At 59.2% G+C, this 21,802-nt stretch carries 17 protein-coding genes; 7 read left to right on the top strand and 10 right to left on the bottom strand.

What is annotated here, in order from left to right; all coding sequences use genetic code 11:
• Positions 1-98 precede the first annotated feature (98 nt).
• Together AB5Z54_RS09080 and AB5Z54_RS09075 are read right to left on the bottom strand one after the other, a co-directional pair.
• Positions 99-1,259 (bottom strand): FprA family A-type flavoprotein, encoded by a 1,161-nt coding sequence (locus AB5Z54_RS09080; protein WP_368161279.1) that lies wholly within the window; start codon positions 1,257-1,259, stop codon positions 99-101.
• Positions 1,260-1,388: 129 nt separating this feature from the next.
• On the bottom strand, positions 1,389-2,375 hold the full coding sequence (locus AB5Z54_RS09075) for a LacI family DNA-binding transcriptional regulator (RefSeq protein WP_368161283.1): 987 nt from the start codon (positions 2,373-2,375) through the stop codon (positions 1,389-1,391).
• A 383-nt stretch (positions 2,376-2,758) separates the two neighbouring features.
• Between AB5Z54_RS09075 and AB5Z54_RS09070 the strand changes: the two genes are divergently transcribed.
• The 3 genes from AB5Z54_RS09070 (at position 2,759) to AB5Z54_RS09060 (ending at position 7,197) form a co-directional block, all read left to right on the top strand.
• On the top strand, positions 2,759-3,964 hold the full coding sequence (locus AB5Z54_RS09070; protein ID WP_368161277.1) for a galactokinase: 1,206 nt from the start codon (positions 2,759-2,761) through the stop codon (positions 3,962-3,964).
• Positions 3,955-5,583 (top strand): UDP-glucose--hexose-1-phosphate uridylyltransferase, encoded by a 1,629-nt coding sequence (locus AB5Z54_RS09065; protein WP_368157884.1) that lies wholly within the window; start codon positions 3,955-3,957, stop codon positions 5,581-5,583. Before AB5Z54_RS09070 ends, AB5Z54_RS09065 begins: the two co-directional genes overlap by 10 nt.
• A 312-nt stretch (positions 5,584-5,895) precedes the next feature.
• Positions 5,896-7,197, top strand: a complete 1,302-nt coding sequence (locus AB5Z54_RS09060; RefSeq protein ID WP_368157883.1) for an ATP-binding protein — start codon at positions 5,896-5,898, stop codon at positions 7,195-7,197.
• Between the two features lie 257 nt (positions 7,198-7,454).
• On the opposite strand, the gene AB5Z54_RS09055 is transcribed toward AB5Z54_RS09060, so the two are convergent.
• The 7 genes from AB5Z54_RS09055 to AB5Z54_RS09025 all read right to left on the bottom strand — a co-directional run bounded on the left by AB5Z54_RS09055 (position 7,455) and on the right by AB5Z54_RS09025 (position 13,587).
• Positions 7,455-8,390 carry a hexose kinase gene (locus tag AB5Z54_RS09055; protein ID WP_055252629.1) on the bottom strand — a complete coding sequence of 312 codons (936 nt, stop codon included), beginning with the start codon at positions 8,388-8,390 and terminating at the stop codon, positions 7,455-7,457.
• Between the two features lie 56 nt (positions 8,391-8,446).
• A complete protein-coding gene (locus AB5Z54_RS09050; RefSeq protein ID WP_368157880.1) occupies positions 8,447-9,328 on the bottom strand; it encodes an aldose 1-epimerase family protein in 882 nt (293 codons plus the stop codon).
• Positions 9,329-9,447: 119 nt separating this feature from the next.
• A complete protein-coding gene (gene lacB / locus AB5Z54_RS09045; RefSeq protein WP_006234831.1) occupies positions 9,448-9,972 on the bottom strand; it encodes a galactose-6-phosphate isomerase subunit LacB in 525 nt (174 codons plus the stop codon).
• Between the two features lie 63 nt (positions 9,973-10,035).
• Positions 10,036-10,464, bottom strand: coding sequence for a galactose-6-phosphate isomerase subunit LacA (gene lacA / locus AB5Z54_RS09040; protein WP_006234830.1), 429 nt, complete (start codon positions 10,462-10,464; stop codon positions 10,036-10,038).
• Between the two features lie 307 nt (positions 10,465-10,771).
• Positions 10,772-11,803 (bottom strand): hypothetical protein, encoded by a 1,032-nt coding sequence (locus tag AB5Z54_RS09035; protein ID WP_368161275.1) that lies wholly within the window; start codon positions 11,801-11,803, stop codon positions 10,772-10,774.
• Positions 11,804-12,029: 226 nt separating this feature from the next.
• Positions 12,030-12,368, bottom strand: a complete 339-nt coding sequence (locus tag AB5Z54_RS09030; protein WP_055252615.1) for a PTS lactose/cellobiose transporter subunit IIA — start codon at positions 12,366-12,368, stop codon at positions 12,030-12,032.
• A gap of 214 nt (positions 12,369-12,582) precedes the next feature.
• Complete coding sequence (locus AB5Z54_RS09025) at positions 12,583-13,587, bottom strand: LacI family DNA-binding transcriptional regulator (protein ID WP_368161274.1); 1,005 nt, start codon at positions 13,585-13,587, stop codon at positions 12,583-12,585.
• A gap of 357 nt (positions 13,588-13,944) precedes the next feature.
• Between AB5Z54_RS09025 and AB5Z54_RS09020 the strand changes: the two genes are divergently transcribed.
• Together AB5Z54_RS09020 and lacG (AB5Z54_RS09015) are read left to right on the top strand one after the other, a co-directional pair.
• Positions 13,945-15,720: a lactose/cellobiose PTS transporter subunit IIB gene (locus AB5Z54_RS09020; RefSeq protein WP_368161273.1), complete on the top strand. Its 1,776-nt coding sequence runs from the start codon at positions 13,945-13,947 to the stop codon at positions 15,718-15,720.
• Positions 15,721-15,785: 65 nt separating this feature from the next.
• Positions 15,786-17,225: a 6-phospho-beta-galactosidase gene (gene lacG, locus AB5Z54_RS09015; protein ID WP_022094685.1), complete on the top strand. Its 1,440-nt coding sequence runs from the start codon at positions 15,786-15,788 to the stop codon at positions 17,223-17,225.
• Between the two features lie 276 nt (positions 17,226-17,501).
• Here the strand turns inward: lacG (AB5Z54_RS09015) and AB5Z54_RS09010 are convergent, their stop codons facing one another.
• A complete protein-coding gene (locus tag AB5Z54_RS09010) occupies positions 17,502-18,530 on the bottom strand; it encodes a LacI family DNA-binding transcriptional regulator (protein ID WP_368161281.1) in 1,029 nt (342 codons plus the stop codon).
• Between the two features lie 350 nt (positions 18,531-18,880).
• Between AB5Z54_RS09010 and lacG (AB5Z54_RS09005) the strand changes: the two genes are divergently transcribed.
• Both lacG (AB5Z54_RS09005) and AB5Z54_RS09000 read left to right on the top strand, forming a co-directional pair.
• Positions 18,881-20,323 (top strand): 6-phospho-beta-galactosidase, encoded by a 1,443-nt coding sequence (lacG, locus tag AB5Z54_RS09005; RefSeq protein WP_022094683.1) that lies wholly within the window; start codon positions 18,881-18,883, stop codon positions 20,321-20,323.
• Between the two features lie 176 nt (positions 20,324-20,499).
• Complete coding sequence (locus tag AB5Z54_RS09000; RefSeq protein WP_368161271.1) at positions 20,500-21,714, top strand: PTS transporter subunit EIIC; 1,215 nt, start codon at positions 20,500-20,502, stop codon at positions 21,712-21,714.
• Positions 21,715-21,802 lie beyond the last annotated feature (88 nt).

Genomic DNA, 21,802 nt, shown 5'->3' with positions numbered 1-21,802 from the left:
GGCCCTTGCGGCGTAGTCGCTATTTATTCAGTCCAAGTTTCGGGGCGCAGTTCACTGTCCCCTTTGTGGTGGTTTTGCTCGTTAAAAGCGAAATATCGCTACTTGGACAGCTCGTCGGCGAGGGCCTCGATCTGAGCGCGCGAGGCTTCGTTGAGCGAGCCCAGCACAGTCACTTTGTTCTTCGTCAGGGTGATGTCCTTCATACCCTCGAGCTCCTTGGTCATAATCTTGGCCGCTGCAGGCGCCCAGGAACCGGACTCGACAAGCGCCACCGTACGGTTCTGATAGGCGTGCTCGGCAAGCGTGTGGATAAAGGTGCTCATGAACGGGAAGATCTCGCCCTGATAGGTGATGGAGGCGAGCACCAGATGGTCATAGCGGAACGCATCCTCAACGGCCTCGGCCATATCATCACGAGCCAGGTCAAAGACGGAGACCTTCTGGCCGCGGGCCTCGAGAGCAGATGCGAGCTCCTCGACGGCAGCTTTCAGGTGCCCATACACACTCGCATAGGCGATCGTGATGCCCTCGTCCTCGGGCTGATAGCTCGACCAGGTGTTGTAGGTGTCGAGGTAATAGCCCAGATTCTCGGTAAGAACAGGACCATGGAGCGGACAGATGATCTGGATATCCAGATCGGCGGCCTTCTTGAGCACGGTCTGCACGAATTTGCCGAACTTACCGACGATGCCAAAGTAATAGCGGCGCGCTTCGCAAGCCCAGCCTTCCGGGTCCTCGATGTCGTTGGCGCCGAACTTGCCAAAGCCGTCGGCACTAAAGAGCACCTTGTCGGTAGACTCGTAGGAGAAGATCACCTCGGGCCAGTGCACGTTGGGGGCGCCGATAAAGGTCAGGCTGTGACCGCCCAGATCGAGCACGTCGCCCTCTTTGACGACCATCTTGCGCTCGGGGTAGTCGGTGCCAAAGTAATTGACCATCATGCGGAAGGCGCCCATGCTGGCCACAATCTGTGCCTGGGGATAGCGCTCCATAAAGGCGGCGATGCCGGCGGAGTGATCGGGCTCCATGTGATGGACGATCAGGTAGTCGGGCGTACGGCCATCGAGCACGGCCTCGAGGTTGCCGAGCCACTCGTCAACAAAACCGCCGTCGACCGAATCAGCGACAGCGATTTTATCGCCCAAGATAACATAACTGTTGTATGCCATGCCGTTCTCGGACACGTCGTACTGGCCCTCGAACAGGTCAATGTCGTGATCGTCGACACCGATGTAGCGGATATCCTTGGTGATCTCCATCAGGCAAAGCCTCCTAGATAGACAAAAGAACCCGTCTATCATAACACTCGCCTTCATAGCCACGGCTATCCGTCAGCATCCATACCGATTGTTATTGAAATGCAATAAATCGCCGTTTACCTGCACAAACTATATGCGCGGTATCGCCGTGCTATGTCGAATAATGAGCTGACCGGGAATACGAATGGCAACGGTTTTGCCCGCCGTACCCGCCTCGGGAACCGCATGCTCAAACACCTCGCGTCCGCGCTGATGTAGATCGAATCGCACGGTCGTGAGCTCGTTATGTGCCACAAAATCATCGAGCGAATCATCGACGCCCACCACGCTCACGTCCTCGGGCACGCGCAGACCGCTATCGCGCAGCGCTGCAATCGCGCCATTTGCCATCTGGTCGTTTGCCGCATAAATCGCCGTCATGGTGCGATCGTGCTCGGCCAGGTACCTGCCAGCCTCGTAACCGCTGTTGGCAGACCAGTCGCCCTCGAGCGGCTCTGCCGGCTCGATGTGTTTACGCTCGAGTGCATCCTGCCAACCGGCACGACGAAATTGCTCGTCGACCGAGAACGACGGGCCGCCAATATAGCGAATCTGCTCGTGCCCCAGCTCAAACAGGTGATCCATAAGCAAGAGCGAGCAGCCGTAATGGTCGGAATCGACCGTGGTCACCCGCGGGTGCGCATACATGGTAACGATGACCGTGCCAATGCCCGGCAGTGGATCAAACGTCTCAAAATCGGGCGCCATGCGGCTCATGCCGATGATGATGCCGTCCACCGGCAATGCGGCCATACGACGCGTGGCCTCGGCAAGCGAGAATTCCTCGGTCTTGGACATCTCGACCAGCGTGATGGCGCAATTATGCTCGCGAGCAGCGCTGGCGATGCCGTCGATCATTGAGAGGTTGCCAAACTTGGTGACATCGTTGATGCATAGGCCTACCGAATGGTAACGGCCGTCGCGCAGCGAGCGACCGGCATAACTCGGACGAAAGCCGAGCTCTTGCATAGCGGCCTGCACGCGCTGGCGCGTCTGTTCGTTAACGTTGGGCAAGCCGTTGGCGACGCGCGAAACCGTCTGCTGCGAAACGCCAGCAGCGCGGGCGACGTCGGCCATGGAGACCGGACGCGTACCTGTATCGTTGGACGGGCGCCTTGCCACAGGATCACCTTCACCCTTGCGAGATCTGAATAGCGTGAATGCCGGCCCGGGCAGAAATACATCCCGCGCCGAGGCCCGCTATCGTCGGACGCATGTTAACGTACTCTACTTTTTCTATCTGCATCTCTTCTGCTTTATAAGTCCATACGGCAGTACCGTTCACGGCTTTATTTCTACCGATTACCAGATTCTCAAAAAGTGACAAGCGATGTGTTATGAGTACGTTAACATAGCCCGTAACGTGCGGTATCGTGAATACTTGGTTCATGCCGCTTCAAGTTGTTAACGTACTCATAACGACGCAAAACTCACCCGTGCGCGCCAAGGAAAGGACTCCCATGACCACTCCCGACGAAAAGACACTCGCCACGCTCACCAAGCTATTTGAGGAGGAGTTTGGCCCCATCGGCGACCGCCAGGTGCTCTACGTGCACGCGCCCGGGCGTTCCGAGATCAGTGGTAATCACACCGATCACGAAGGCGGTCACGTTATCGCCGGCTCGCTCGATGTCGCTGTCGACGGCATCGCCGTGGCAACCGACTCCAACAAGATTCGCGTCGCCGACGAGGGCTATCCTACGTTTGAGATCACGCTCGACACGCTGGATGTTCAGGAGTCCGAGAAGGGCACGTCCGCAAGCCTCGTCCGCGGCATGGCGCACGAGATTGCAGCCCTTGGCGTTGAGCCCCACGGCTTCGACTTCGCCTTCACCTGCTCCGTCCCCTCGGGTGGCGGCCTTTCCAGCTCTGCCGCCGTCGAGGCCGCGTACGGTCGTGCCATGGAGACGCTCTGGGGCGCGCCCGCCATTGAGCCCGTCACGCTCGCTCAGATGAGCCAGCGCACCGAGAACAACTACTACGGCAAGCCCTGCGGCCTGATGGACCAGGCCGCTGTGTGCCTGGGCGGCCTTGCCTACATGGACTTTGAGGACCAGGCTCAGCCTAAAACCCAGAAGCTCGAACTCAACTTTGAGGATCACGGCTATGCGCTCGTGCTCGTTAAGGTTGGTGCCGACCACGTGGCCGCCACCGACGATTACGCTGCCGTTCCGCGCGAGATGCAAGACGTCGCCGCCGAGTTTGGCAAGGCACGCCTATGCGAGGTCGACGTTGCCGACTTTGACGCCAAGCTCCCCGAGCTGCGTGCCAAACTGGGCGACCGTGCCTGCCTGCGCGCCGTTCACTACTGGTACGAGAATGGCCTGGTCGATAAGCGCTGGGCGGCCCTGAACGCCGGCGACATCGATCAGTTCCTGGCCCTGACGCGCGAGTCCGGCGCCAGCTCTGCCATGTACCTGCAGAATGTCGTTGCCAAGCTGGGCTCCGAGCAGCCTTCCATGTATGCCCTGGCGCTGGCCGAGCACGTGCTCGACGGCCGCGGCGCCGTTCGTATCCACGGTGGCGGCTTTGGTGGCACCATCCAGGCCTTCGTGCCGCTCGATCTGGTCGACACCTTCATTGCCAAGATGAACGGCTGGCTGGGCGAGGGTTCTGCCCGCCACTACGCTATCTCTGACAAGGGGGCTTACGCGGCATGGCTGTAATGACTGACGTGCGCGAGGCCGCGCAGAACCTGATCGAGTACGCTATCCACCGATCGATGATCGGCCAGGACGATCGCATCTGGGCATACAACACCATTTTGGAGTGCATCGGCGCCACGGGCCCCGCACTCGACATGGCTTGGGCGCTCAAGACCGAGAAGATTTCGCTCTTGCACCCCGATACACTCCCCGACTTCGACCTAGAGGGCACGCTTGCTGTGCTTTCCGAGGCCGCCGTTGCCAACGGCGCTGCCGAGGACACGGCGTCGGGCCGCGACCGCATCGCCATGCGCATCATGGGCGCACTCATGCCGAGGCCTTCGGTTGTAAACGAGGAGTTCAACGGCCGCATGGGCGTCAACGAGCCCCGCGCCGCGACCGACTGGTTCTACGGTCTGTGCTGCGACGCCGGCTACGTGCGCCGCGCCGCCATCGCGCGCAATATCAAATGGAGCACCCCCACCAACTGGGGCGACCTCGAGATTACCATCAACCTGTCAAAGCCCGAAAAGGACCCGCGCGATATTGCCGCGGCCGGCGCCGCCAAAAACACGGGCGAGAAGTATCCCGCCTGCCAGCTCTGCATCGAAAACGAAGGCTATCCCGGACGCTCCGCTGCAGCCGACGGCGGCGCCCATCCCGCCCGCCAGAATCTGCGCGTTATCCCCATTAAGCTCGACGGCGAGCGCTGGGGCTTCCAATACAGCCCGTACGCGTACTTTAACGAGCACTGCATTGCCATGAGCTCCGAGCATCGCCCTATGCACGTTGACCGCAAGGGCCTGACGTGCCTGCTCGATTTTGTGGACCTGTTCCCGCACTACTTTATAGGCTCCAATGCCGACCTGCCCATCGTGGGCGGTTCGATTCTGTCGCACGACCACTTCCAGGGCGGCGCGCACGAGTTCCCCATGATGCATGCCACCGAGGTCTCGCAGTTTAGCGTGCCCGGCTTTGACCAGGTCAGCGGCACTGTGCTGCAGTGGCCGCTCTCGGTGCTGCGTCTGCGCTCGCACGACCGAGCCCAGCTGCTCGATGCTGCCGAAAAGATTATCCTCGCCTGGCGTGAGTGGACCGATGAGTCCGTGGGCGTCATCGCGCACACTGCCGACGGCGCGGCGCACAACACCGTGACGCCCGTCATCCGCCGCGTCGACTCCCGCGGCAATGCCGGCGGCGAGATCTACGAAGCCTACCTGGCGCTTCGCTGCAATATCACGACCGACGAGCATCCGCTGGGCGTATTCCACCCGCATGCCGAGTATCACCATATTAAAAAGGAGAACATCGGCTTGATTGAGGTCATGGGCCTGGCTATTCTGCCGCCGCGCCTGGTTCCCGAGCTTGGCGCTGTCCGTGAGCATCTGCTGGCGGCCAAAGCCGATGCCAGCTACGATCTTGCCAGCGCGCTCGAGGGCGACGACCTTTGCCGCAGCCACGCCGCATGGGCCAAGGACGTCTTTGCCCGCCGCGCCGACGAGCTTACGGCCGACAACGCCATCGATATCCTGCACGAAGAGGTCGGCGTGGTGTTTGGCCACGTGCTCGACAACGCCGGCGTCTTTAAGTGGGACGAAGCCGGCCGCGCCGCCCAACAGCGTTTTATCGACTCGCTATAGAGCACGGGCCCGAACGTTCAACAGCAGCCCGCACGACATAGCCACCTACACGACAACGGCGCCCGCCGGCAACATCGCCGACGGGCGCCGTTTTCTGATGCAAGGGTAGCTAATTTGCACCAAAACAAGGAGTGTTCCAAACTGCCGACAGAGAAGGAACGCTCCCAGGTGCCGACCTGAACACCCACATTATTCGATGGAAAAACGTGGTTGCCTCCCACATTATTCGATGGAAAAACGTGGTTTGCTCCCACATTTTTCGATGGAAAGACCAAAACGGTCTTATACTAACCATGATCGTTAGGAGGCAGTATGCAGCGACAGCTAATGGACGAACTCATCGCTTGGAAATCTAGGGCAAACCGTAAGCCCCTCCTGCTTAAAGGGGCCCGCCAGACGGGAAAAACCTGGCTTCTCAACGAATTCGCAGGCCAGCAGTATCAAAACGTCATCCGTTTTGACTTTATGCTCGAACCGGGCGCACGCTCGCTGTTCGACGGAAGCCTTGAACCCAAACGCATCATCTCCCAGATAGAGCTCCTGCGCGGCCAGACCATAACGCCGACAGACACACTCATCATCTTCGACGAAATCCAAGAGGCACCGCGTGGCATCACCTCGCTCAAATACTTCAACGAGTTGGCGCCGGAATACCATATCGTGGCAGCCGGCTCCTATATGGGGCTCGCGCTCCGACGCGAAAACGAGTCGTTCCCCGTCGGCAAGATTGACCAGCTTACCATGCGCCCCATGGGGTTTGTCGAGTTCGTTCGTGCCGTCGATGGCGATCCGCTCGCAGATGCCATCCTTGCCGCAGACATGGACCTGCTGGCAAACGTTTCCGAAAAGCTCGAGCGCCTGCTCAAGGAATACCTCGTTGTCGGTGGCATGCCAGAAGTTGTCTCCGCTTTCGCCGCCTCCCACGATTTCATCGAGGCCCGCAGGCTTCAGCAGCAAATCATCGAAGCTTACGAATCCGATTTTGGCAAGCATGCGCCAGCCCGCATCGTCGAGCGCATGAGGCTGGTTTGGAAATCCCTTCCCGGCCAGCTCGCAAAGGAAAACAAGAAGTTCGTCTACGGCGCGCTTCGTCCCGGGGCGCGCGCACGCGATTTTGAGGAAAGCCTCCAGTGGCTCATGGACTATGGAATCGTTCATAAGGTACCACGTGTTTCCGCCCTAAGAGCACCGCTCACAAGCTACGAAGATCTCTCGGGCTTCAAGCTGTTCTGCATCGACACCGGCATCCTCGGAGCACTCTCCGGCCTCACGCCAGCCATTGTTCTGAACGGGCCCGCTGTTTTTACGGAGTTCAAAGGCTCGCTGACCGAGCAATACGTCGCACAGGAGCTTTTGCTCCAAGGCAATACTCCCGCGTATTGGTCATCCTCCTCCGGCAATGCAGAGACTGACTTTGCCGTCGACCATGCGGGGACCGTGCTTCCGCTCGAGGTCAAGGCGGCAGAGAATCTCAAAGCAAAGAGCCTGAGGATTGCCTGCGAGAAGTTCAAGCTCGAGCGCTGCGTGAGAACATCGTTAGCGGCATATAGAGACGAGGGCACGCTCGTCAATATTCCGCTCTGGGAGATTGGGCAAATCGACAAGCTGGCATAGGCGCTGTGGAGGGGGTGTCCCGTAAGGAGTGTCCCAAACTGCCGGCAAAAAAGGAACGTCCCTATCTGCCGCATTCCCGAAGCAAGGCAACGCCGATGTTTTGGCAACGGCAGCGAGCGGGCCGCATTTGAGACAAGGTGACGTGAAACGAAAGGGCGCTGACCTTCTGGTCGCGCCCTTGAAGTTGAACGTCAGGTTGTCCAAATGCGGCCCGCGCAGCGTCGAGCCGTTACGCGGTTTGGTAAAACCGCGTAACCCTAAAGCTCCGTTACTTCAACGTTGTTGAAGATCTCATCCCAGCGGTCCATGACCAGGTGGCCGGTCTTGGGATCCATGGCGTTGAGCTTGCCGCAGGTATTGGCGGTCTTGAGCACCGTGACGTCGTCGGCGCCAGCAGCAATGGCATGTGCAAAGCCGGCGATGGTCGAGTCACCGGAACCCGTCGCGTTCACAGCCGCAATCGCAGGCGTCTTGGCGCGGAACGCGCGGCCCTCATGGAAGCCCACCGAACCGGCAGCGCCCATCGAAACGACAACCCAGGGAATACCGGCAAAACGGTCATCGGCGGCAAGCGCCTCGCGCAGGGCATCGACATCATCGGTCGTAAAGGACGTACCCAGCAGTCCGTTAATCTCGGTCAGGTTGGGCTTTACGAGCTCAGGCTTAGCGTCGGACTCCAGCGCGGCCTCCAGCGATGCACCCGAAGTGTCGAGCAGCACCTTGGCGCCCGCCTCCTCGGCGATCTTGACGAGCTCGGCATAGTAGCCGGCATCGACGCCACGCGGCAGCGAGCCCGAAAGCGTCACAACGTCCGCCTTCGCTGCAAGCTCGGCAAACTTGGCCGTAAAGGCCTCGAGCTCGGCCGGAGCGATCTGCGGGCCGCTCTCCAGCAGCTCGGTCTGATTACCCTCGTGCAGAATATTCAGGCAAATGCGCGTCTCACCGGCGATGGGCACAAAGTCGTTCTTGACGCCGTCGGCATCCATAAGCTCGGCCATATAGGCACCCATGTGGCCGCCGAGCAGACCGGTCGCGAGCACATCGTCGCCCAACTGCAGCAGCACACGGCTCACGTTAAGGCCCTTGCCGCCAGCGGTCTTTTCGGGTGTCACGCGGTTTACATCGTCGATGATCAGCTTATCGAGCTGATAGCGCGTATCAATCGACGGGTTCATGGTAACGGTCAGAATCATATTGAACTCCTGTTTCCGGGGCACGACACGCGCGGCCCCAAACATACGATAGCTCGTTAAAGGATCTCGATCTCAAAGCCGCGGGTAACGGTCTCCCCCGGCTTGGCCACCAGGCAGCCACGCTTGTGCTCCAGGATATCGTCCTCGTCGGAGCAGGTAGACAGGCCGCCCCACGGTTCCACGGCCACAAAGTCGCCCTCGGGCTTGCTCCACACAATCAGGTATGGCATATCGGGGAACGTCAGGCGCACGCCCTTGTCCTCGGTCTTCTTGGTCAGCGTAACCACGCGGCTCTCGAGCACGTCAAAGATGGTCTCTGCGAAGTCAAAGAGTTCGTGGGTCAGCGGCAGGTCATGGCCAACCATCGGGTTCTTGCTGCGATGCTCAACATCAATCAGGCCCGTCGAGGGAATGGCAGTACAGAGCTCGGCGGCCTCGCGCTGCTCAAAACGGAGCTCGTAGTCGTCATAGGACTCGCCCTCGTCGAGCGGGCACTTAAAGCCGGGGTGGCCGCCCACAAAAAACGGCATGTCCTCGGTGCCCTCATTGGTCACCTCGTACGACACAGCCACCTTTTCCGCATCGATCGTGTAACGAGCAACGATCTTAAACGGATACGGGTACTGCTCGAGCAACTCGGCATGGTCGGCAGAGCTCAGGCTCAGCGCAACCATGTTGTCGCTCTGCTCCTCGAGCTTCCATTCCTGTTTGCGCGCAAAGCCGTGACGGGCAAGCTTAACCTCGCGGCCGCCCATGGTCATTGCGTGACCGTCGCGAAGGCCGCCGCAGATCGGGAAACAAATGGGTGCCTGGCCCGACCACACCGCCGGGTCGCCCTGCCACAGGTACTCACGGCCGTTGGCCGTAATAGAAGTGAACGATCCGCCAGCCGTGCTCAACGCAATGCGGACAGAGCCGTTATCAAGAACAAACTCCATAGGAGCCTTCCCTTTCTTACGACAGCCCGCCAAGTCAATAGGGCTGATAGAAAACCGGCCCGCGCCCCCTCACAGAAACGCGAGCCGTCAACGGACTAGTTAATTACGCCGGATACCCGCTAATCATGGTATTCGCCGCGGTCCCACTTCTCGAGGAACTCGTCAAAGAAGTGCGGGTCGGCCTGAGCCTCGGCGTCGGCCTTGTTGCAGGCATCGATCTTGGCGATCAGGGCATCGTGCTCGGGAGTCTTCTCGTAGGGCTCCTCCAGGAAGGCAAGCATGATATCGGCCATCAGGAACTCGCCGGTGATCTTGCCGCCAAAGCCCACGATGTTGGCGTTGAGCTCGCGACGGGCATACAGGGCAGAGGTCATGTCGCGGACCAGGGCGCAGCGGGCGCCGGGAACCTTGTTGACGGCGTTGGTGATGCCGATGCCGGTGCCGCACAGGGCCACGCCAAAGTCGGCCTTGCCGCTGGCAACAGCCTCGCCCACAGCCTTACCGTAGATGGGATAGTGCGTACGGGTGTGGCTGTAGGTGCCGCAGTCGAGCACCTTGTAGCCAGCCTGCTCCAGGCGGTCGGCCAGATAGATCTTCTCGTCCGTAACGATATGGTCGCAACCGATTGCGATGGTCTTCTTCATCAGAACGTCCTTTCGTCTGAATTCACAAGTTGAGGTAGAAGTTCGAGTTCTCGGTGGCTCTCGTTAGGCCATTTTGTTGAGCATGTCGACACGGATCTGGTGACGGCCGCCGGCGTACTGCGCGCGCAGGAACTCGCGGGCGATCTTCTTGGCGACCTCGGTGCCCACAACGCCCGGGCCCATGGTGACCATGCGCGAGCCGTTGTGCTCGCGGGTCATGTAGGCGGAACGCTCGTCGGAAATGTTGGCGACGACCATGCCCTTGATCTTGACGGCGGCCATATAGGAGCCGACGCCGTACTTATCGAATGCGAAGCCCTGGGAATCCTTGTGCTCCAGCAGGTCCTTGGCAACGGCGGTCGCGGAATCGACAAAGTCCGCGGCAGGGGTCTCGGAATAGTCGACGACCTCGTGACCGTCGGCGATGAGCATCTCCTTGATGGACTCCTTCATCGACATACCGTCGGCATCGGAAGCGATTACAACCCTCATGACATCCTCCTTGAGAGATACGCAGGTGCGTAGTTTCTGTTTGGAAGTGTTGAATCGCGTTCAGGTCCGGGCATCTGAATGTGCGGTTCTTCACTGTTCATGTTTATTTGAACACATTCGAACAGTAACTGCAACAACTATTTGTTTATCTTTGTTCTTTTTTGAACAAATACCGTTTACGGATGATTGCTGACCGTTTGAGCCGGGCGCGGACGTAGCGACCATGTGTTCAACAAACAAAAGGGCGGCCGAGAACGTGTCTCGGCCGCCCTTCGGCGGTATTCCCCGGTATATACAGCTGTTTTAGCTACTCGGACTGCCCACCCTTTTTGGCGTGCTTGGACGGAGCACTCAGAAAGCGGCCCGTCAAATAGTTCGCCGGGCCGGAAATATCGATCCCCAGCAGTACGTGTCCCAGCCACAGAAACGCCACGAGCACCAGCAGCGGGATAACGCACGAAGTCACGATCATCACGATGACGCCTTCAATCAGATCGGTCACCTGCCGCACGATCTCATCGGTCATCTGCTTGGCGCCGCTGGTCACCGACGTAACAAGGCTCGAGGCCCCATCAGTCAACTGCTCGAGCACGTTTTTGGACTCCGTGGCCTCGGATTTTTTCTTGTTCGATTTTGAGCTGGTCTCGGCTGGCTTGTCCGTGGTGTCGGCCGCGTCCGCAGCCTCCGCAGCCTTTTGCTCAGCTTGCTCAATACTTACGCGATACGTTTCATCGACCTTCTGCGACACCCATACGCTCGCGGGCACGAGCGCCATGCCGATCACGGCAACCACCAGCACGCGCGTCGCCACACGGCGCAGGACAGCGCTCGTGCTCCAGCGCCCGTGAATGCCGAGCGACACCGCAAAGAGCACCAATGCAAACGGGATTAAGATGCCCAGGCCAACCGACCACAAAATCGTGAGCAAATATTTCTCTAGGTATAGCACGGCAAGCACGATACCAAGGTTGCCTGAAAGCTGCGCGAGCTGCTCGGCGACCGGCGTTCCCGTATCACCCGGCAGCGCGGTAATGCCCGCAGACAGCGCCACGCACGAGGTCGTGAGCGCCAGTACGTTTCCTTTCTTTTGATCGATGACCTCGATGGTGGAGTCCCAAGTTTTGGTATCGGCGAAATGCGGACGAGCTACAAAGCCCGACAGCAGCGCCAGGACCACGAGCGCAACGATAAAGCCAATCTGCAGCTTTTTGTTTGCGCACACGACATCGGACAGACTGGGCTGCAGCTCTGTTACCGTCGTGTGCTCGGTTATCTGGACAGGACGCCCATGAGCCATCTCGTGCGCGTCTCTCTTTTGAATCAATCCGTTGTCCGGCATTTGGATACCTCCTCATTCCGGCGGTTAATGCGAAAGGAAGTATACCCACCGAGTAAAAAACCGAACGGGAGGACAACGGTGCGCACCAAGACTGTCCCCAATGCCTAGTCGTTTAAGAACGTCCCCAATGACTATCTCGGGATGAGTTGCGGGGAGGAGGACAGAAAAAGCCCTGCCGCGGGTTTGCGGCAGGGCTTTTGGAAGGGGACTTGGTTGTGAGGGCTCGTTAGGCGAGCTTGGCCTCGAGCTCGGCGATGCGCTTGTAGGCATCGATGGTAAAGCGGGCCTGCTTCTCCAGGATCATAGTGGTCATGAGAGTGTCCTGAGCGTGAGCCATGATGAAGGTCATCTCCATCTCGCCACCGCCGGCCTCCTGCGAAAGCAGCTTGGTCTGCGTGTCGTGGGCACCGATGAGCGCATCGCTGGCATCCTTGTGCAGCTGCTCGGCCTTCTCAAAGTCACCCTCGCGAGCAGCATCGAGCGCTGCAAGCAGATCGGTCTGGGCGTCACCTGCGTATGCGACGATCTCGAATCCAACCATCGAGATTTCTTCTTTGGTTGCCATGTTGCGTTCCTTTCACATATGAACCAATGGAGAGCATCGCGTCCGGGCATACGCGCTGCGTTGTGTATGACAGAAACAATAACATTCAAACAAAAAAGAACAGCGCAAAACGTAATTTCGAGCTATGAACGGTCACTTTTCGACCGTGAACGGTTTTTAAACCAATTTAAACAATATCGAACACAATTAGCGGAAACCCAAACAGACCCGCGCCCTAGCGTACATCGCGCACCGTATCGCCCTCGACGAGCACGCCCGGAAACAGCATGTGCTCCACACCGGGTTCAACGCCCTCGGCGCCGGCAATCTTGTCAACCGCCCACATGCCGACGCGCTTGTTGTCAAAGCGCACCGTGGTCAAGCGACAATCGGGCACGATATCGCCCAGGCTGTCATCAACACCCACCACGCTCACGTCCTGGGGCACGCACTTCCCGCGCGACTCGAGCCCACGGATGCAGCCATATGCCATGGCATCGTTGGAGGCATAGATGGCAGTACAGGTCGGATCATCCGCCAGAGCCTGGCCTGCGGCATATCCGCTCTGTGCCGTCCAGTCGCCGCGCACGAGCTGCGGGGGCTCAATGCCATGCGCACGCAATGTCTCACGCCAGCCTTCCTCGCGCCGCATGCCCGAAAGCGAGCGCTCGGGACACGAGATAAAGTGCACAGTCTTGTGCCCCCGCTCCAGCAAGTACTCGACCACCTGGCGCGAGCAATCGAACTGGTCGTTATCGACCGTTGAACAGAGCGGGTGCTCCAGCATGGTAACGAGCACCGTCTGCATGCCAGGTAGCGGCTCGAAGGTGCCAAAGTCCGCCGGCATGCGATTCATGATCACAACCATACCGTCCACTGGCAGTGCGCTCATACGCGACGATGCGCTCTCGAGGGTATAAGGGTGTCCATCTACTTTAGTAAGGGTGATGGCATAGCCATGTTTGTCAGCCGCGGCGGCAAAGCCCTCCATACGGTCGAGGTTGCCGGTACCGGTAATGTTGAACATGGCAACGCCGACGGTCTTAAACTTGCCACGGCGCAGCGATCGACCGGCAAAATTGGGGCGATACCCCAGCTCGCGCATGGCGGCACGCACGCGCTCCTTGGTCTCGGGGCGTACGCTGGGCGAATCGTGCACCGTACGCGAGACTGTCTGCTCCGAGACGCCCGCGAGACGTGCCACATCCTTGACGGATACCGATTTTTTAACAGCGGCCATAGGTCGATCTTTCTATGTCAACGATGCCATTGGTGGCACCTTGCGCAGTCATTTTTAACGCCTTCAAGTATATCCAACGCCTCCCCCACCATACGCTCACCACCCAAAACCTACCGTTCACCGACATTTTTGCTTCCCCGAACGGCTTTTGTCGACCAAATGTTAACGTTGCCATTGTGCAAACACAGAGCCACCGGGCGGCTCAAACGTTTACGCATAAGGAATCGACGGTTCGCAGGCACAGGAACCACCGGTTCGCGTCTTTTTTTGTGTCGCAAAATGGCAACGTCAACATTTTGGCAACCGAACGCCAAAAGCTACCATCGTTGCTAACCCACCGACTCTTAGGAGCATTGCATGGAGCAACTCATCGCCACCATCGAAAAGGGCCAGCCCTTTTTCAACGCGATCGCCCGCAACAAGTACCTCAAGGCGATCCGCGACGGCTTTATCTCCGTCATCCCCATCATCATCTTCTCGTCCATCTTTTGCCTGGTAGCCTCGGTCCCCAACATCTGGGGTTTCTACTGGCCCGATGACATCAACAACGCCCTGTGGAAGTGCTACAACTACTCCATGGGCATCCTGGCCATCGCCTGCGCCGCCACCACGGCCAAGCACTTCGCCGACGCTCAGAACCGCGATCTGCCCAAGAACAACCAGATCAACTTCATCTCGTGCATGTGCGCGGCCATCATCGGCTTCTTGCTCCTTTCGAGCGACACCATCGCCACGGACGCCGCCAGCGGCTTCAACACCACCTACCTTGGTTCCAAGGGCCTGCTGACCGCTTTCATCGCTGCGTTTGTGACTGGCATCATCTACAAGTTCTTCATTAAGCGCAACATCACCGTCAAGATGCCCGAGCAGGTTCCGCCCAACATCTCGCAGACCTTCAAGGACATCATCCCCTTCTCCGTCTGCATCACCGTCTTTTGGGTTTTTGACATCGTCTTCCGCGCTGCTTTTGGCTTCTGCTTTGCCCAGGGTGTCATCCAGGTGTTCCAGCCCCTGTTCACCGCTGCCGATGGCTACATCGGCCTCGCTGTGATCTACGGCGCCATGAGCCTGTTCTGGTTCGTCGGCGTCCACGGCCCCTCGATCGTCGAGCCCGCCATCGCCGCCGCTCTCGTTGCCAACATGACCGACAACCTGGCCGCGTTCCAGGCTGGCCAGCACGCTTCCGCTGTCCTGACCCAGGGTGCCCAGTACTTCGTCGTCTGCATGGGCGGCACCGGCGCCACGCTCGTCCTGGTCTTTATGTTCTGCTTCCTGGCCAAGTCCCAGGAGATGCGCGCCGTCGGTAAGGCCGCTATCGTTCCCGTGTGCTTTGCCGTCAACGAGCCGCTGCTGTTCGCCGCACCCATCGTGCTCAATCCCGTCTTCTTTGTCCCGTTTGTCTTTGCCCCGATCGCCAACATCTGGATCCTCAAGATCTTTATCGACTTCTTGGGCATGAACGGCTTTATGTACACCCTGCCTTGGACTGTCCCCGGCCCCATCGGCACCATCATGGGTCTGGGCTTCCAGCCGCTCGCCTTTGTGATGCTCGCCCTTATCCTGGTCGTCGACTTCGTTCTGTACTATCCGTTCTTCCGTGCCTATGACGCCCAGAAGTGCGCCGAGGAGGCCGAGATCTCCCAGGAGGAGCTCGCCGCCAAGAACGCCGAGAAGGCCGCCAAGCTTAACGATGCCTTCCAGGGCAAGGCTGACGCCAAGAGCGTTGCCGCCGGCGCTGCTGCCGATGCCGTGAAGGCCGACGCCGCTGCCGCCTCCGCAGCCCCCGCTGCCGAAGCCACGGCTACCAGCGACCTTAACGGCAAGCGCGTGCTCGTGCTCTGCCAGGGCGGCGGCACCTCGGGCCTGCTCGCCAACGCACTGGCCAAGGCCGCCAAGGAGCGCGGTATCGACCTTGAGACCGCTGCCGACGCCTATGGCAACCACGTGGATATGCTCCCCGACTTTGACCTGGTCGTCCTGGCCCCGCAGGCCGCAAGCTACCTCGCCGACCTGCAGAAGGACTGCGAGCGCGTGGGCAACAAGTGCGTCGCCTGCCGCGGCAAGCAGTACATCGAGCTCTCCCAGAACGGCGACAAGTCTCTCGCCTTCGTGAGTGAGCAGCTCTCGAAGTAAGTAACGCGTAAAGGCCAGCCGACCACATCAGCCGGCTGGCCTTTTTACTAGACGATTGGATCATCATGTCCGTTAACCCCGCCAGCGTCACCAACCCACCCGCGCAGTTTCCCGAGGACTTTGTCTTTGGCGGCGCCACTGCTGCCTACCAGGTAGAGGGCGAGACCCGCACTCACGGTAAGGGCAAAGTCGCCTGGGACGACTTCCTGGAGGCCCAGGGGCGCTTCTCCCCCGATCCCGCTTCGGACTTCTACAACCAGTACCCCGTCGATCTGGAGCTGTGCGAGGAGTTCGGCATCAACGGCATTCGCCTCTCCATCGCCTGGAGCCGCATCTTCCCCAACGGCACCGGCGAAATCAACCCCGAGGGTGTGCAGTTCTATCACGATCTCTTCGCCGAGTGCCACAAGCACCACGTTGAGCCGTTTGTCACGCTGCATCACTTCGATACGCCGCTGCCCCTCTTTGAGAAGGGCGACTTCCTCAACCGCGAGACCATCGATGCCTTTGTGGACTTTGCCACCTTCTGCTTTAAGGAGTACGCCGACCAGGTGACCTACTGGTTCACCTTTAACGAAATCTGGGCCGACGCCTCCAACACCTACATCGAGGGCACCTTCCCCGGTGGCGTCAAGGCGCATCTTGCCGAGGCCTTCCAGTGCGAGCACAACATGATGCTCGCCCACGCCAAGGCCGTGCTGGCCTTCCACAACGGCGGTTTTAAGGGCAAGATCGGCGTCATTCAGTCGTTGGAGTTCAAGTACCCGCTCAACGAAAACGATCCCGCCGACATCAAAGCCGCCAACAACGAGCACGTGCTGCAAAACCAGTTCTTGCTCGACGCCACCTTCCGCGGCGACTACGCGCCCGACACCCTCGAGTGCGCCAACCGCCTGGCCGCCGTCTCGGGCGGTACCATCGAGATCCTGGACGAGGACCTCGAGATTATGCGCGAAGCCGCGCTTTACAACGACTACCTTGGCGTTAACAACTACCAGTGCCGTTTTTTGAAGGCTTACGATGGCGAGAACGACCTGCACCACAACGGTACGGGCGAGAAGGGCACCGGCCGCTGGCGCGTCAAGGGCATTGGCGAGCACGTGAACAAGCCCGGCATCCCCACCACAGACTGGGACTGGATCATCTATCCCGAGGGTCTGTTCGATCTGCTCGTCTACATTAAGCAGCGCTACCCCAACTACAAGCAGATCTTCATTACCGAGAACGGCATGGGCTACAAGGACCCCTACAAAGATGGTTTTGTGGACGACCAGCCGCGCATCGACTACATCGAGCAGCACCTGCGCTGGCTACTCAAAGCCATGGAGGTGGGCGTCAACGTGGGCGGCTACTTCCTGTGGAGCCTGCAGGATCAGTTCTCCTGGACCAATGGCTACAACAAGCGTTACGGCTTCTTCTACGTTGACTTTGAAACCCAGAAGCGCACGCCCAAGGCAAGCGCCTACTGGTATAAGCACGTGGCACAGACCCGTCGTCTGGACTAGCGGCTTGCGACAAGCGGTTGGCGGAATTGCACCGCCCACATAACCTGTCCCCATTTCTCAGCCGGGGGCGGCACGTCACACGGCGCGCCGCCCCCGGCCTTTTTGGGCGGTTCGGGGTCTGTTTGTCTCAATCTGTAACATCTAGCCGAGTTTTTGGGTCCTAGCTGTTGCAGATTGAGACGAACAGGATTGCTCTTTCCGAAGAATCTAAATCTGTAACACGTAGCCCACTTTTGACCGTCTACCTGTTACAAATCGAGACAAACGGAGTAGGACCTAACCCCGTATGTCCCTAACAGTCGAGCGTTCGACCAGCGTGCTCGGCACATGAATCGCCTCGATAGACGAGCTCTCTCCAATCGCCGCCTCAAACGCAAGCTTACCGACACCGCGCAAATCAAATCGCAGCGTCGTCAGCCGATTGTGAGGAACAAGTCCCTCGAGTGCGTCGTCGATACCAACCACGCTCACGTCGTCGGGCACGGACAGGCCCGCGTTCTCGAGCGCGGCGATAACGCCCAGCGCCATCTGGTCATTTGCCGCAAGCACGGCAGTCGGCGCCTGCGACCCGCCGGCAAGCACCTCGGCCGCAATCCGCTCGCCCATGGCGTACCCACTGTCCGCACTCCAATCGCCGCGCAGCATCGGAGCGGCATCGACATGAGCACGACCCAGCGTATCGCGCCAACCGGCCTCACGAAAACGCGAGGAAATCGAGGTTTCCGGACCCGCCACAAACCGCATATTCGAGTGACCATGTTCCAGCAGATAATTGGTCAACAGCTCGCACGAACCATACTGGTCGGAGTCGATCGTCGTGCAGCGCGGATGCGCATACATGGACAGGATGACCGTTCGCACTCCCGGCTGGGGAACAAACTCCTCAAAATCGGGAGCCATGCGGTTCATGTTGAGAATCATGCCGTCGACGGGTCGCTCGACCATGCGGCGCGAGGCATCGGCAAGTGCATAGGGCTTGTCGCCGCCCATCTCGATCATAGTGACGGCAAAATCGTGCTCGCGCGCCGCTTGCATGATACCCTCGAGCGTCGCCAGGTTACCGACACGTGTGATGTTGTACATGCACAGGCCAATAGAACGATACGACCCGCCGCGCAACGCCGCTCCAGCAAAATTGGGACGAAAGCCCAGCTCTTCCATGGCGGCCAGCACACGCTTGCGCGTCTTTTCCGTCACGTTGGGCATACCGTTGACCACGCGAGACACAGTCTGGCGGCTCACGCCAGCGAGCGCCGCAACCTCTGCCGCGCTCGCCGAACGACCATTCCTTGTCTGCTGATCCATGCCTTCCACGCTAACCTGCTTCCCAACTATTCCCCGCGCCCATGGCGCATCGTACATACATTGATAACGTGCTCATGATACCCGAGCCATATACCACAACATGAAAACTTCTGTCAATCAAAACCGCTTACCGAACAAATACAACCGTTCGCGGCTGTTTGAAGTTGTTTTGTTTCTATACATCCCAGCCGGATGTTAACGTGCTCATTGTCAAATGTTCACGTGCTCATTTTGGTTCTAATCATTTTAAGATAGTGTTTATCGGGCTTTTTCACCGCTGAACGCTAACCGGGGAGCCTCCTGAGCGCAAACGCACAATATCGAACAGCGAGACGAGAGGGTGTATGCATATGTCTTTGCTAAACCGCGTACAGCAGCTGCCGAAGGGCTTTGTTTGGGGCGCCGCAACCGCCGCGTACCAAACGGAAGGTTCCACGAAGGTGGCAGGCAAGGGTAAGACCATGTGGGACGATTACCTTGTCGCCCAGGGTCGCTTTTTGCCCGACCCGGCCAGTGATTTCTACAACCGCTACGAGGAGGATATCCGCCTTTCTGCCGAGCATGGACTCAACGCCATTCGTGTGTCCATCGCCTGGACCCGCATCTTCCCCAACGGCGACGATGCCGAACCCCTCGCCGAGGGCGTTAAGCACTACCACGAGCTGTTCGCCTGCTGCAAAAAGTATGGCGTCGAGCCCTATGTGTCCCTGCATCACTTTGACTCCCCCGCCGCCCTGTTCAACCAGGGCGACTGGCTCAACCGCAAGACCGTCGACGCCTATGTGCGCTATGCCGAGTTCTGCTTCCGCGAGTTCCGCGAGGTCAAGAATTGGTTCACCATCAACGAGCTCATCAGCCTCTCGCACTCCCAATACATCCAAGGCAACTTCCCGCCCAACCATCACTTTGATGTGACGAGCGGCATCCAGAGCCAGCACAACGAGCTCGTTGCCCACGCCCGCGCCGTCAACCTGTATAAGGATCTTGACGAGACCGAGCACCTGGGCGGCCGCATTGGCATGGTCAACGTCCTGACGCCGGCATATCCTGCCACCGACTCGCCCGCCGACCAGCACGCCGCCGACCTGTACAACGCCTTCTACACCGACTTCATCATGGACGGCGCCTTCCTGGGCCACTACTCCGCGCGCACCCTCTCACTCATCAACGAGATTCTGCGTGCCAACAACGCCACGCTTACGGTTGAGGACAGCGACATGGAGGAGCTCGCCAAGGCGGCGCCCCGCAACGATATGTTCGGCCTCAACTACTATCAGTCGGCGTTTATCGCCGCCTACGATGGCGAGTCCACCAACAGCTTTAACGGCACCGGAGACAAGGGCACCTCGTGCTTTAAGTTTAAGGGCGTCGGGCAGCAGGTCGATATGCCGGGTATCCCCACCACCGACTGGGATTGGCTCATCTACCCGCAAGGCCTCTACGACACGCTCAAGCACATCAGCGCCACCTATCCCAACCTCCCCGTCATCTATATCACCGAAAACGGCCTGGGCCACAAGGACCCCGAGCCCGACGCAAACGGCATCGTCGCCGATCCCGAGCGCATCGACTTTGTCGACCAGCACATGGAGAAGGTGCTCCAGGCGCGCGCCGAGGGCGTCGACGTCCAGGGCTACTTTATCTGGAGCCTGCAGGACCAGTTCTCGTGGGCCAATGGCTATAACAAGCGCTACGGCCTGTTCTACATCGACTTCGACACGCAAAAACGCTACATCAAGCAGTCGGCACTCTGGTACAAGGAGCTCGCCGACACTATGGCGGACGCGCAGTAGCGCATCGCCTCGCTTTCCCCCGAGAAGGGAGCGGCCCTATGCGATACAAACCCAGCCGCTCCCCTCTCTCCCCCTGGGACCGACCCCGCCTGCACCCGGGCTTTTAGCAAGCGGGAGACCATATAGGTTTTCAACGTCCATGCCATTAAGATTTCATGCAAAGAGGAGCGTGAACTATGGAATCGATCGTTAAGTTCTTGGAGAAAGGTCAGCCGTACTTCGACAAGGTCTCTAAGAACATCTACCTTCAGGCCATTAAAGACGGCTTTTTGGCAGCAATGCCCATCATCCTGTCTTCTTCTGTCTTCCTGCTTATTTCGACCCTGCCGGGCGTTGTCGCCACGGTCGGCGGCTTTACGCTGCCCGACTGGTGGAACGTCGACGTCGTGAACTTCTGCAACAAGGTTTACAACTTCACGATGGGCGTCGTGGGCATCATGGTCGCCGGCACCACCGCAAGCGCGCTGACCGGCTCCAAGAACCGCCGCATGCCTGCCGGCAAGGCCATCAACGCCACGAGCACCATGGTCGCCGCCATGTGCGCTATGCTCATCTTGGCCGTTACCCAGACGAGTGCCAAGATCGACGGTGCCGATGTCTCGGTGTTCTTTACCGACAACATGGGCACCAAGGGCCTACTGAGCTCCTTTGTCGCCGCATTTGCCACGGTCAACATCTATGCCTTCTGCATTAAGCGAGACATCACCATCAAGCTGCCCAAAGAAGTCCCCGGCGCCATCGCCCAGAACTTCCGCGACATCTTCGCCTTCAGCTTCTCCATCCTGTTTGTCGCCGTCATCGACGTTATCTGCCGCACCTGCTTGGCCGTCCCGTTTGCCAACGTCATCTCCACGCTGGTGAGCCCGCTGTTCGCCGCTGCCGATTCCTACGCCGGCCTCGCCCTCATCTGGTTCATGATCCCGCTGTTCTGGTTCATGGGCATCCACGGCCCCTCGGTCGTTAAGCCTGCCCTCAACGCCGCGCTGTTTGGCAACATCACCACCAACCTCGCCACGCTGCAGGCCGGCGGTCACCCCGCCCTCGCCCTGACCGAGAACTTCGGTAACTACATCGGCGAACTCGGCGGCACCGGCGCCACGTTCATTGTCCCGATCATCTTCCTGCTCTTTATGCGCTCCAAGCAGCTCAAGGCCGTCGGCAAAGCCTCTGTCGTACCCGTGATGTTCGCCGTCAACGAACCGCTGCTGTTCGCCGCGCCCATCATCCTCAACCCGTACTTCCTGATCCCGTTCCTGTTTAATATGAGCAGGACATTGTCAAGAGACAAAATCGGGCCTGGCCCCAACGATATGGGGTCAGGCCCTCTCCCTATATCAACCCTTCCGCGGCGACCTCGGCGTGTCTTCCCGACGCTCGTCTTTGCAGTTTAATATCCGCCCGTGGCGATCTCTCGCTGGGCAATCCGTTGCTACGGCTGAGGCTTCTTCGTCGAACCGACAGTCTGTGCACGCGTGTGGC

This window comes from Collinsella aerofaciens (genome assembly GCF_040910185.1).
Lineage (GTDB): Bacteria > Actinomycetota > Coriobacteriia > Coriobacteriales > Coriobacteriaceae > Collinsella > Collinsella aerofaciens_BF.
Note: the sequence above shows the minus strand (reverse complement) of the source record. Positions and strands in the feature narration are given on the sequence as shown.

What these genes read in the sequence shown, in the direction of transcription:
- lacG (WP_022094683.1), top strand. Translation starts at nt 18,881, where the DNA reads ATGTCTTTGCTAAACCGCGTACAGCAGCTGCCGAAGGGCTTTGTTTGG.
- lacB (WP_006234831.1), bottom strand. Translation starts at nt 9,972, where the DNA reads ATGAAGAAGACCATCGCAATCGGTTGCGACCATATCGTTACGGACGAG.
- lacG (WP_022094685.1), top strand. Translation starts at nt 15,786, where the DNA reads ATGTCCGTTAACCCCGCCAGCGTCACCAACCCACCCGCGCAGTTTCCC.
- AB5Z54_RS09060 (WP_368157883.1), top strand. Translation starts at nt 5,896, where the DNA reads ATGCAGCGACAGCTAATGGACGAACTCATCGCTTGGAAATCTAGGGCA.
- AB5Z54_RS09075 (WP_368161283.1), bottom strand. Translation starts at nt 2,375, where the DNA reads ATGGCCGACGTCGCCCGCGCTGCTGGCGTTTCGCAGCAGACGGTTTCG.
- AB5Z54_RS09025 (WP_368161274.1), bottom strand. Translation starts at nt 13,587, where the DNA reads ATGGCCGCTGTTAAAAAATCGGTATCCGTCAAGGATGTGGCACGTCTC.
- AB5Z54_RS09080 (WP_368161279.1), bottom strand. Translation starts at nt 1,259, where the DNA reads ATGGAGATCACCAAGGATATCCGCTACATCGGTGTCGACGATCACGAC.
- AB5Z54_RS09000 (WP_368161271.1), top strand. Translation starts at nt 20,500, where the DNA reads ATGGAATCGATCGTTAAGTTCTTGGAGAAAGGTCAGCCGTACTTCGAC.
- AB5Z54_RS09020 (WP_368161273.1), top strand. Translation starts at nt 13,945, where the DNA reads ATGGAGCAACTCATCGCCACCATCGAAAAGGGCCAGCCCTTTTTCAAC.
- AB5Z54_RS09055 (WP_055252629.1), bottom strand. Translation starts at nt 8,390, where the DNA reads ATGATTCTGACCGTTACCATGAACCCGTCGATTGATACGCGCTATCAG.
- AB5Z54_RS09030 (WP_055252615.1), bottom strand. Translation starts at nt 12,368, where the DNA reads ATGGCAACCAAAGAAGAAATCTCGATGGTTGGATTCGAGATCGTCGCA.
- AB5Z54_RS09070 (WP_368161277.1), top strand. Translation starts at nt 2,759, where the DNA reads ATGACCACTCCCGACGAAAAGACACTCGCCACGCTCACCAAGCTATTT.
- AB5Z54_RS09010 (WP_368161281.1), bottom strand. Translation starts at nt 18,530, where the DNA reads ATGGATCAGCAGACAAGGAATGGTCGTTCGGCGAGCGCGGCAGAGGTT.
- lacA (WP_006234830.1), bottom strand. Translation starts at nt 10,464, where the DNA reads ATGAGGGTTGTAATCGCTTCCGATGCCGACGGTATGTCGATGAAGGAG.
- AB5Z54_RS09035 (WP_368161275.1), bottom strand. Translation starts at nt 11,803, where the DNA reads ATGCCGGACAACGGATTGATTCAAAAGAGAGACGCGCACGAGATGGCT.
- AB5Z54_RS09050 (WP_368157880.1), bottom strand. Translation starts at nt 9,328, where the DNA reads ATGGAGTTTGTTCTTGATAACGGCTCTGTCCGCATTGCGTTGAGCACG.
- AB5Z54_RS09065 (WP_368157884.1), top strand. Translation starts at nt 3,955, where the DNA reads ATGGCTGTAATGACTGACGTGCGCGAGGCCGCGCAGAACCTGATCGAG.